Source organism: Pseudomonadota bacterium (assembly GCA_039193195.1).
Classification (GTDB): Bacteria; Pseudomonadota; Gammaproteobacteria; order Steroidobacterales; family JBCBZW01; genus JBCBZW01.
In genome coordinates this window covers 1-10,874 of the sequence record JBCCWS010000062.1, presented here as the reverse complement: position 1 = coordinate 10,874, position 10,874 = coordinate 1, and the positions used below count along the sequence as shown (strand labels likewise).

The 10,874-nt window shown below is 62.5% G+C and carries 11 protein-coding genes; 8 read left to right on the top strand and 3 right to left on the bottom strand.

The annotated features are described in order from the left end of the window. Positions 1-18: 18 nt before the first annotated feature. The gene (gene pbpC / locus AAGA68_25290; GenBank protein ID MEM9388390.1) at positions 19-2,211 is read left to right on the top strand and encodes a penicillin-binding protein 1C; all 2,193 of its coding nucleotides are present in this window, start codon (positions 19-21) and stop codon (positions 2,209-2,211) included. A 228-nt stretch (positions 2,212-2,439) separates the two neighbouring features. Then, positions 2,440-2,823, top strand: coding sequence for a hypothetical protein (locus AAGA68_25285; protein MEM9388389.1), 384 nt, complete (start codon positions 2,440-2,442; stop codon positions 2,821-2,823). Positions 2,824-3,229: 406 nt separating this feature from the next. Here the strand turns inward: AAGA68_25285 and AAGA68_25280 are convergent, their stop codons facing one another. Further along, complete coding sequence (locus AAGA68_25280) at positions 3,230-3,403, bottom strand: hypothetical protein (GenBank protein ID MEM9388388.1); 174 nt, start codon at positions 3,401-3,403, stop codon at positions 3,230-3,232. A 500-nt stretch (positions 3,404-3,903) separates the two neighbouring features. Next, the gene (locus tag AAGA68_25275) at positions 3,904-4,542 is read right to left on the bottom strand and encodes a glutathione S-transferase N-terminal domain-containing protein (GenBank protein MEM9388387.1); all 639 of its coding nucleotides are present in this window, start codon (positions 4,540-4,542) and stop codon (positions 3,904-3,906) included. A 104-nt stretch (positions 4,543-4,646) separates the two neighbouring features. On the opposite strand from AAGA68_25275, the gene AAGA68_25270 reads away from it, so the two are divergent. The 5 genes from AAGA68_25270 to AAGA68_25250 are packed head-to-tail and all read left to right on the top strand — an operon-like array spanning position 4,647 to position 9,092. Then, complete coding sequence (locus AAGA68_25270; protein MEM9388386.1) at positions 4,647-5,705, top strand: sugar phosphate isomerase/epimerase; 1,059 nt, start codon at positions 4,647-4,649, stop codon at positions 5,703-5,705. 6 nt (positions 5,706-5,711) lie between these two features. Next, a complete protein-coding gene (locus AAGA68_25265; protein ID MEM9388385.1) occupies positions 5,712-6,896 on the top strand; it encodes a Gfo/Idh/MocA family oxidoreductase in 1,185 nt (394 codons plus the stop codon). Continuing rightward, the gene (locus tag AAGA68_25260; GenBank protein ID MEM9388384.1) at positions 6,893-7,672 is read left to right on the top strand and encodes an oxidoreductase; all 780 of its coding nucleotides are present in this window, start codon (positions 6,893-6,895) and stop codon (positions 7,670-7,672) included. The genes AAGA68_25265 and AAGA68_25260 overlap by 4 nt, the downstream gene beginning before the upstream one ends. Continuing rightward, positions 7,665-8,210 carry a VOC family protein gene (locus tag AAGA68_25255; protein MEM9388383.1) on the top strand — a complete coding sequence of 182 codons (546 nt, stop codon included), beginning with the start codon at positions 7,665-7,667 and terminating at the stop codon, positions 8,208-8,210. Before AAGA68_25260 ends, AAGA68_25255 begins: the two co-directional genes overlap by 8 nt. 9 nt (positions 8,211-8,219) lie before the next feature. Further along, positions 8,220-9,092: an SMP-30/gluconolactonase/LRE family protein gene (locus tag AAGA68_25250; protein MEM9388382.1), complete on the top strand. Its 873-nt coding sequence runs from the start codon at positions 8,220-8,222 to the stop codon at positions 9,090-9,092. Here the strand turns inward: AAGA68_25250 and AAGA68_25245 are convergent. Continuing rightward, the gene (locus tag AAGA68_25245) at positions 9,089-9,844 is read right to left on the bottom strand and encodes an SDR family NAD(P)-dependent oxidoreductase (GenBank protein MEM9388381.1); all 756 of its coding nucleotides are present in this window, start codon (positions 9,842-9,844) and stop codon (positions 9,089-9,091) included. The two genes, AAGA68_25250 and AAGA68_25245, sit on opposite strands and share 4 nt — an antisense overlap. Positions 9,845-10,100: 256 nt before the next feature. Between AAGA68_25245 and AAGA68_25240 the strand changes: the two genes are divergently transcribed. Next, complete coding sequence (locus AAGA68_25240; protein MEM9388380.1) at positions 10,101-10,748, top strand: hypothetical protein; 648 nt, start codon at positions 10,101-10,103, stop codon at positions 10,746-10,748. Positions 10,749-10,874: the final 126 nt, after the last annotated feature.

Here is a 10,874-nt window from a genome sequence, read left to right as displayed (position 1 = left end):
ACTAGGCGGACTGCAACAATGACCGGCTTTCCTGCTCGCTCACGGCGTCGCCGACGGCTGGCCGCGATCGGTGCGGTTGGAGGCTTCGCCCCGCTGGTCGTCGTCGCGTTGCTGGTGCTGGATCACCGGCATCCGGTGGATCTGTCCCGTGCGCAGATGCTCGGGAGCGTGCTGCATGATCGCCACGGTCAGCCCCTGCGCTATCGCCTTGCCGCTGATGATCGCTTGCGCCTGCCCGTGGCGGTGGATGCCGTCGACCCGCTTTTCCTGCACATGCTGGTGGCGTACGAAGACAAGCGATTCCATCGGCACACTGGCGTCGATCCCTTAGCGACGCTTCGCGCCTTGGGTCAGTGGATTCGTCATGGTCGCGTGGTGTCAGGGGCCTCAACGCTTACGATGCAAACCGCACGTTTGCTGGAAACCAGGCCAAGCACCCTAGGTGGCAAGCTCACGGAGATGGGGCGCGCGCTGCAACTCGAGCGCGCGTTGAGCAAGCAAGAGATCCTGTCCCTCTACCTGCGTCTCGCGCCCTATGGGGGCAACGTCGAGGGCATCTCCGCAGCCAGCCAGCGCTGGTTCGGCCACGGACCTGAACAGCTCACGCCCGCGGAAGCAGCCCTGCTGGTGGCCTTGCCCCAGTCGCCTACGCGACTGCGTCCGGATCGACACCCGCAGGCGGCGCTCGAGGCTCGGGCGAAGGTATTGCGTCGCGTATGGCCGCGCTTGGCGGAGCAGGCGGTCCTTTCGAGCGAAGATCTACGTTTGGCGCTCTCTGAGCCCTTGTCCAAGGCCGTCGCCGATTCTCTGCCCGTGTTAGCCCCACATCTGGCAGATCGCCTGTTGGCGACCGGCAAAGCGAGCAAAATCAATAGCTGTTTGGATGCAAGCCTGCAAGCACGAGTTCGCGATATTGCGCGGGCGGCCGTCAGGCAGGTGCACCCCCGGGCGAACGTGGCCGTGCTGGTCGTCGACAACGACAGTGCCCAGGTGCACGCGTATCTGGGCGGCACCCACTACTTCAGCGCCTTGCGCGCAGGGCAGGTGGACCTGACGCAAGCCACGCGGTCGCCGGGCTCGACGCTCAAGCCCTTTATCTACGGACTGGCCTTCGATCGCGGGCTCGCCGCCCCCGCCACGCGCGTCATGGACCGACCGACGCGCTTCGGTAAGTACGCGCCTGCGAACTTCGAGCAGCGCTACTACGGCGCTCTCGAACTCGCCGATGCCTTGCGCCTGAGTTTGAACGTGCCCGCCGTGGCCTTGCTCGATGCCCTCGGCCCGACGCGCTTCACCATGGCCTTGGAGGCGCAGGGCGTGCCCCTGGCCTTGCCGAGCCTCGACCGACCGGGCCTTGCGATTGCCCTCGGCGGCGCGGGCACCACGCTGGAGTCCCTCGTGCGACTCTATCGAGGCCTGGCCGATGACGGGGAAACGCGCCCCCTGCAGCTGCTTTGCGACGACGATAAGGCAGGTGAGGCCCAGCGGTCAGGAGCGCTGCCCCTGCTTCAGGCGCGGGCACGCTGGCAGCTACAGCGCATCCTGCGCACCGCCACCGCCCCAGGGGCGCGAGGGGTCGCGGCCAGGGCACGCACCGCCTTCAAGACGGGCACTTCCTACGGTCACCGCGATGCCTGGGCCATCGGTTTCGATGCGCGGTGGACCGTGGGCGTGTGGGTGGGGCGGCCGGACGGGACACCCTTGTCAGGCATCTATGGCCATGGGGTGGCGGCGCCGATCCTGTTCGACATCTTCGATGCCCTGCCAGCCGCTGAGGAATCATCTCCCGCGCCACCACCTGCCGGCGCCCTGGCAGGCTTCGATGGGCAGCGACTGCCGCCGATGCTCAAGTTCCTGGGCGATGACGATGGCGTAGGCGATGGGCCGCGCGTGTTGTTCCCCCTGCCGGATACCAACATCTTGCTCGGGAAGATGCCGTTGCGCCTCGAGAGCACCGGCGGTGAGCCGCCCTTCACATGGCTCGTCGACGGTGCGCCGATGGCCCCCACGCCTTGGCCGTCACAGCAATGGCAGCCAAGCGGCCCGGGGTTCTTTCAGCTCACGGTGGTGGATGCGCGAGGCCGAGCGGATCGGGTGAACGTGCAGTTGAGCCAGACGGTAGCTCCGAGCGCAGGGCGCTTGAGGAGCGTCCTGAAGCCGCGCGGGCGCGAGGAAGGCGATGCCCCTGCAGCGGGGCAAGGGCATCGTTAGGGAGTCTCTGCACGAGTCCGGCGGCCGCTCGGAGAACGGCGACGAGCTGACCTCCCCGTTAGTTGGCCTGGCGCCCTCAGGCGCTCACCGACAGGCTTCGCCCACGTCGTGCTAAGGTTTCGTGTGAATCGCACCTAGTGTCCTGTCCGGTTAGTTCGTTGAAGAATTCGCACGGGGCTTTTTGCTCCTGAGCGCGGCGCGACGACGAGCGACGGCCAGATCGCCACCTTGTCCATCGAGGCCGACGACCAGCTGCGCGCGCATAGCTGGAACGGCGCAGCGTGGAACGAGTTGGGACCGGCCGTGCCCCTGCGCTACGAGCGCGGCAGCGGGGTCGTGGGATTGGTCCCCGACGAAGGCCCGAGCCAGGCCAAGCTGCAGCTAACCCTCACCCCGCTGCAGGCTGCGCCGGCAGCCTGCCTGAAGACGTGGAACTGCACCTTGACCGCCTCAGACCTGGGCAACGTGTACTCGGATTGCTGGTACACCTGCATCTTCGCCAGCGATGCACCCGCTAGCTGCAGCGGGCTCTCGCCAGGCGTGACTGTTGGCGGCCACGATACCTGGGTAATCGGGAGTGTTTGTCCGAGTCCTATCGTGGTCACGAAGTAGCTCACTCTCTTGGCTGGGGGGAGGCGTCCCGCCATGATCAATGTGGGCATGGGCCCTGAATGAGTACATACGGATAATCGGGCCGCTGAATGAACCCGGTCGTAAGGTGACGCAAGGGGTAAGTGCCGTCGAAGATCTTGATGATGAACTCCCAGTCGTCGCGCTTGGGGCAGTCTTCGTCTTTGCATTAGAGTGTGCCCACCCAATCCTCGATACGTCCTTCCATCTCCACCTCCGTACCGATGCCGTCGAAGTTGTCCCATGTGGCCTACACGTCACCCTCGAAGGTGCGGCCCTTCGGGAACTCGAAACTGACACCGTCGACGAAGTGATCGAAGTCGGCGCATAGATCGTCCGTAGCGGGCTGCAGCTCGAGGCTGTGCACGTAGTCGCTGTGTTTCGTCCATTACAGGCGCTCGGCCGTATCGGTGTAGGCGAGGACGATCGAACCACCCCCGCGAGGGATCTCATTGGCGACACGAAACACCACGTAGTACTCGTAATGGTTGGTGTCGTTCGGGGGAGCAGGATATGGGGTGGAGGTCTGGATGGGTGGGAATTCGGCATTCAGTGTGAACAATTCTGTTTGCCCTAAAGATAAGTCAAACAAACGCTATCGCCGAAGTAGACGCCGATCCTTCCGAGCCCGGCTGATGCCCACCTCATCTGCTCTTCAAGCATGGCTCGCCCCCGTTCGAACTAAACGGACCGCGCCCCTGCCAGCACCCTTCGCCAATTTAACCACCGCCTTGCTGGTTCGCCACGAGCGAATCCGCAGCGCATCGGCGGCCTACGCGGCTGCGCCGTGACAGCGCGGCTTTCCCCCAACTCCCCCAGGTGCGTCAGTGTCTGCTCGATCACGGCAGGCTCTTCGATTGCGGCGATCACCTTCACTTGCCCGCCACACCGTCCGCACCGCTCGATCTCAACCCGAAACACTCGCTCCAGCAGCCCACGGCGCTCCAGGTGCCGACCAGCGCGTTCGACGATGCGTCCGAGTAGCTGGCCTACCCAGACCGGCCACGTCGACGCCAAGCCAGAGTAGTCGTCAGCTCCGCGCACGGTCGAGGCTAGAGGGGCTCATCCATCCGTAGGCATTGTGGACACGACGCTTTTGCGCCCTTCGTGGTGTTGCCGCCAAGTGCGCAGCGTGTCAGGCACCGCCGCGAGATCGGGTAGGCGAAAATCCAAGTAGTCGACCGCGCAAACGGTGCCGATGGCGCTGAGGTCGAAGTTGCCCGCGTCGGCCATTTCTTCCGCTAAGGCGTGAGCGGCGCGCTCAATGTTGCGTTGCCAACGCGCCAGCCATTCGGCTGAACGCGCCGGCGCCGGGCGCCGACGTTCCATCACCACGTTGAACGCGCAGTCGAGGATGCCGTCGGCGAGGGCTGCTCTGCGCTGGCAGGCCCAGGTGTGCGGTGGCGCGTCTGTTGCTGCCTCGTTCCACCCAATGCGCGCGGCTAGGTACTCGCAAATGACCCGGCTGTCGTACAGCGACTCGCCTTCGGGGGTGATCAAGGTCGGTATCTTGGCCAGTGGGTTCAAGGCCAAGAGCGTGTTCCTTTCCTCACTCTCAACGAGAGGAGAAACAAACACTTCTTGCGTGTGTGCGCTGAGATCACACTCAGACAATACGATCCGCACCTTTCGCGTGTACGGTGAGCTTGTTGATGCGTAGAGCGTCCAATTCACTTTAGTGTCACCATATGATGTAAGCATTATTATTTGACATGGTCTTTCGCAGAGTCTACACCTACGGTCTGCGCGGGAGATCAAGACGATTGGGCGAAGTGCCGGCAGCGAGCCGGGGAGGTACACGCACTATGCATACGATCAAAGGGCCTGGCCTGTTCATAGGCCAATTCGCGGATGACGTTGCACCGTTCAACACGCTACCGGGCATGGCCAGCTGGGCGGCGGACCTTGGCTTCAAGGGGCTCCAGCTGCCGTCTTGGGACCCGCGCTTCATCGACGTCGCAAAGGCCGCCGAAAGCGCAACCTACTGCGATGAGACAAACGGTGTTCTGGTCGATGCGGGCGTGCAAATCACGGATCTCGCAAGCCATATTCAGGGTCAGCTGTGCGCGGTACACCCTGCCCACGACCTCTGGCTGGATGGCCTCGCCCCCGAACACGTTCGCGGCAATCCCGCGGCGCGACAGGCGTGGGCGGTCGAGCAGCTGATGACATGCCTCACTGCGTCGAAAAACCTCGGGCTCACTACGCTCGGCACGTTCCCCGGCACGTTACTCTGGCCCTACTGGTATCCGTTCCCGCAACTGCCGGACGGTCTTGTCAATGAGGGCTACGACGAACTTGCCCGCATTTGGCGTCCGATCCTTGATCACGCCGATGCGCAAGGCATCGACTTATGCTTCGAAATACACCCCATGGAAGACTTGTTCGATGGGACTACCTTCGAGATCTTCCTGGAGAAGGTGGATAACCACCCGCGTTGTCAGATTAACTACGATCCTAGCCACTTGCTCAAGCAGGGCCTCGACTATCTCGAATTCATCGACATCTATCATGAGCGGATCAAGACCTGCCATGTCAAAGACTCCGAGTTCAACCCCACCGGCCGCCAGGGGTTCTTAAGTGGTATGCAGCCCTGGCTCAATCGCGCCGCACGGGATCGCTCGCTGGGCGATGGGCAAACGGATTTCAAAGGCATCTTCAGCAGATTTACTCAGTACGAGTTTCCCGGTTGGGCGGTGTACGAGTGGGAGTGCTGCATCAAGTCGCCCGAACAAGGTGCCCGCGAGGGCGCCGAGTTCATCAAGCGCCACATCATCGAGACCACCACCAAGGTTTTTGACGATTTCGCCGGCACCCAATCCGACCGAGCTGCAAATCGGCAGATGCTCGGTCTGTCGGAATGACTCGCCATGTCGATTGAAGGGCGAGATGACGCCGTCGATGCAAGGCCCCTGCGCCTAGGCATGGTTGGCGGCGGCCACGGCGCGTTTATCGGTGCCGTACATCGCATGGCAGCGCGACTGGACGGGCGCTACGACTTGGTGGCCGGCGCGCTGTCGTCCCGTCCGGACGTGGCTCGTGCATCGGGTGCGGACTTGGGCATCGCGCCTGACCGCGCCTACGACCACTTCGAGGAGATGGCCGCAGCAGAGGCCAGCCGCGAAGATGGCATCGAGGTGGTCGCCATCGTCACCCCCAACCACCTCCACTTCGCGGCGTGCAAAGCGTTCTTGGAAAACGGTGTCCACGTGATCTGCGACAAGCCCCTGGTGGTGTCGATGAGCGAGGCAGTCGAGCTGGAGAAGCTCGTCGAGCAATCCGGCCTGGTGTTTACGTTAACGCAAAACAACACGGGCTATCCCATGGTGCGCCAGGCGCGCGAGATGATCGGCGAAGGGATGCTAGGATCGATCCGCGTGATCCGGGTGAGCTACGTGCAGGATTGGTTGACGACGGCGATTGAACGCGATGGGCAAAAGCAAGCCGCGTGGCGCATGGATCCGGCGCAAGCAGGCGCCGGGGGGGCGATTGCCGATATCGGCGTTCACGCCTACAACTTGGCGGAGTTCATGACAGGGCTTACGCTGGAGAGCGTGTGCGCAGACTTGCAGTCCTTTGGTGAGGGCCGAAGCCTTGACGATAACGCCAATGTGCTGCTGCGCTATGAAGGCGGGGCGCGCGGGACCCTCTGGGCGACCCAAGTGGCACCGGGCAATAACAACGCGCTGACCATTGGGGTCTATGGCGATAAGGGCGGGCTCGAGTGGAGTGGCGAAGCGAACGACTACTTGCGCTATACCCCGCTTGGCCAGCCACCGCAGATGATCACGCGCGGCGGCCCGGGCGCGAGCGCGGCGGCGGCGAACGCCACGCGTATGCCCGCCGGTCACCCGGAGGGTTACATCGAAGGCTTCGGCAACCTCTACGCGCGCGCCGCTGACCTGATCCAAGGTCAGAACAAGGGTGGGCCGCTCACCGATGACGAGCTTCCGGGTATCGCAGCAGGGTTGTCTGGAATGCGCTTCATCGCCGCCTGCCTCGCCTCGAACCGGGACGGCGGATGTTGGACGTCGGTCCAGGACATTGGCAGATGACGGCGCTCATCGGCACGCGTGCGCTGGTGACCGGCGCGGGCCAAGGTATCGGCGAGGCTGTCGCGCACAAGCTGGTCGACACCGGTATTGAACGCATCGCCATCGCGGCACGCGACGTCGAGCAGCTCGAGGGGGTCGCCAGTGAGTTGCGCGGGAAGGGCGCTGAGGTGCTGGTCATTGAGATGGACCTACAGGACCTCGAGACCGTCGCGCGGACATCGTCCGCTGTCGACGAGGCTTTCGGCGGTGTTGATGTATCCGTTGGCTGTGCTGGGGTAACGGATCGTGGCAGTTTGTTTTCCACCACGCCGGAGGTCTTTGACAAGATCTTCAACACCAACCTTCGCGGCAACTTCTTCCTGATGCAGGCAGTGGCCAAGTCCATGGTGGCGCAGAAGTCAGGCGTCATCATCAACATCTCCAGCATGCTTGCGCACGGTGGTATGACGCACCTGTTGCCCTATTCGGCTTCCAAGGCGGCGCTCAACCTTGTGACACGCAACGTGGCCCATGCGCTGAAGAGCGACCGCGTTCGGGCGCATGCGATTAACCTGGGCTGGACCGTGACGCCGGCTGAGCGAGCTACGCAGACCACACAGCATGACATGCCCGAGGACTGGCCCGATGTGGAAGGCGCAAAGCAGCCCTTTGGTCGCCTCCTGTTCCCAGACGACCCGGCTGGCCTGTGCGCGTTTCTGGCCTCCAAGGACGCTAAGATGATGACGGGGACCGCTATTGATATGGAACAATGGGTATCAGGCGTACTCGGTGACTGAGCGTGCCACAAGGTTCCTGCCGGGGCTGCGCGGGCTTGATCATATCGGCTTTACCGTGCCCGACATCGACGCGGCAACCGACTTCTTTGTCAATGTCATTGGGTGCGAGGCGGTGTACGAGCTCGGCCCGATTGGCGCTGACGATGATTGGATGCGCTCACACCTTGGCGTCCATCCGCGTGCGCGAATCAAGAAGCTTCGATTCCTGCGCTGCGGTCACGGGTCTAACTTCGAGCTGTTTGAATACGAGGCGTCCGACCAACAGTCCGTTAGCCCCAAGAACAGCGACATCGGTGGTCACCATCTAGCGTTCTACGTAGATGATTTCGACGCGGCGCTTGTGTTCCTAGAGGATCAGGGCGTTCGCATCATGGGCGAGCCGACGGTCAGAGAGGCGGGCCCAAGCGCCGGCCTCACCTGGGTCTATTTCCTCACGCCGTGGGGTATGCAGTGCGAACTGGTGAGCTTTCCCGCCGGTAAAGCCTATGAGAACACCACCGACAGGCGGCTCTGGGAGCCACGCTTCCCCGACCGCTGAGTAACGGACATGAAGATAGATGTGTTGGTGGATGTAAAAACGCAGCTGGGGGAAGGCCCGCTCTGGGATGTGCGCACCCAGCGTCTGTATTGGCTGGACGGCGTTGCAGGCAGGATTTACCGGTGTACCGCGAGTGGCAGTGAGGTGCGCGCGTGGGACCTGCCGTGTCGGATTGGGTCGATGGCGCTGCGCGCCCAGGGCGGAGCGCTCGTGGCGCTGGCAAGCGGCATCCACTTACTCGAGTTTGGTGATGGGGAGCTGACCTTTGTAAGCGATCCGGAAGCCCTTCAACCAGACAACTGCCTCAACGACGGTAAGGTCGACCGCCAGGGGCGCTTTATCGTCGGGTCTATGGACAGTAAGGAAGTGAGTCCCAGCGGTGCCCTCTATCGCGTCGATGCGGATTTGAGCGTCCACAAGATCGATGAGGGGATCATCTGCTCAAATGGACCTTGCTGGTCTCCGGATGGGTCCACCTTCTACTTTCAAGACTCCTACGCTGGTGAGATTCGCTGCTATCCCTACGATCGGGATACGGGCGCTTTGGGGTCGGCCCAAACGTTCGCCAAATTGGCGACCGATACGGGTGCGGCAGATGGGTCGACCGTGGATGCTCAGGGGTATCTGTGGAATGCACAAGTCTTCGACGGCAAGGTCGTGCGCTATGCGCCCACCGGTGAGGTTGACCGTGTCATTGAGATGCCGGTGAAGAAAGTGACCAGCGTGATGTTCGGCGGGCCCGAGCTCGACGTGCTCTACGTCACCTCGATGGGCGTGCAACTTCACCCCCACTTCCCGGCTGACGGTGTGCAGAGGGGCAGCCTCTTTGCCGTGACCGGGCTAGGCGTTAGGGGGATTCCCGAAGTGCGCTTTGCGGGCTAGAGGTACCCGTAGACGGACCAGCCGCCATCGACGGCCAGCACCTGGCCAGTGACATGGGCGAGCTTATCGTCGCATAAGGTGACGATTGCGCTTGCGATGTCATCCGGTGTGGCAAGCCGCTGCTGCGGCGTTCGCCTTTGCAGCGCTTCGAGGTCGAGCTTTCCCACCTGCGCCAGCTGTTGCGTGCCAGGTGTCTCCACGTAGCCAGGCGCTACGCAGTTGACGCGGACGCCGTCTTCGGCCCATTCAACGGCTAGGCATTTGGTCATCATGGCCACCGCGGCTTTCGTCGCTGCATAGGCCATCCGGTGAGGGGCCGCCACCAGGCCGTAGATTGAAGATAAGTTCACGATGACGCCGGCCCCTTGCTCTCGCATACGCTTGCCGGCTGCTTGAGCGCACAGGAAGCAGCCAGTCTGATTCACTGACAGGACGCGCTGCCAGAATTCAAAGGTCAGCTCGTCGACGGGGGAGTTTCCCGTGACACCTGCGTTGTTGACGAGGATATCGATGCCGCCATACCGCTCATCCATGGCCGAGAACGCGCCCGCCACGGAATCAGGTTCTGCGACAGATGCCCGGTGTAAGGCGATGTCATGGCCGGCAGCGGTCAGTTCTCGCCCAACAGACGCCAGCTGGCCCTCGTCGATATCGACCAGCATGACTTGGCAGTTCGCTTTGCCTAGATGTTCGACGACGGCCCGACCGATGCCCGCGGCTGCGCCCGTCACTAACGCTCTTTTCTTCAGCAAAATCCGCCTCCCCTTTAGTGTCCTGAGTTAGAAGTTCGTTGATGACTTCGCGGCACATTTTCGCCCCTGAACACGTTGCTCCTCCTCCCGTGGGACCTGCCATGCTCGTCGTCGCGCCGCGCTCAGGGGCGAAAACTCGCGTGCGAATTCATCAACGAACTTCCAACTCAGGACACTAGCAAGGACCGTTGCTAGTAGCGGTTGCCCAGCTAATAACATCATCATACGATATCTTCATAATATGAATAGAGGTCTCATGGAAATCGTCCGCATCATGCTCGCGGAGTGCAAGATTCCGCTGCCCAAGCCGATCCAGCTGGGACCGGTCTTGGTGACCACGCGGGATTTCGTGACGCTGCGTGTCGTGTGCGCCGACGGCACGCATGGAGACGCATTCGGCTATCCGCGCGGGTCCGCGTTGTTCCACGAGGTCAAGGCGGTCGCCCCGTACTTCGCGCGAGCGAACGTGTCTGAACGGCGCGCCGTGCTCGAGAAGGCGAGAGGACGGCAGGTGAACACGCTCGCATCGGTCGGCCGCGCGCTCAGCTTGTTTGATATCGCGCTTGCCGATGTGTTCTGCAAGCGCATGCAGCAGCCGTGGCATCGGCTGTACGGTGCCTTGCGCACGGAGATCCCCGTCATGGCCGTTGCGGGTTACTACCTGGAGACACGTGGCATCGACGAGGTGACGCGGGAAGTGAGCCAGCTGTTTGAGCAGGGCTACCCACGCGCCAAGATCATGTTGGCCGGTAACGATCCGGCGTTCGATGCGCGGTACGCAAGCGCTGTCAACGCCATTGCTCCTGGCCGTATCGCTGCAGATGCACACTGGTCTTGGTCGACGCAGGCGCAGGCGTTGGCAACAGCGCAGCGGCTTGACGATCTAGGGCTAGCAGCCTGTTGAAAAAGCCTGATTGGAGGGATAATAGCCCATCGGCCAAACAGGTGATGCAAGTGCGCGGCGAAGAAGACCCTCAACCCGTGATGTTTAGCTACGTAGACTTGGAATCGCGAGTGCCTAAGGACCATC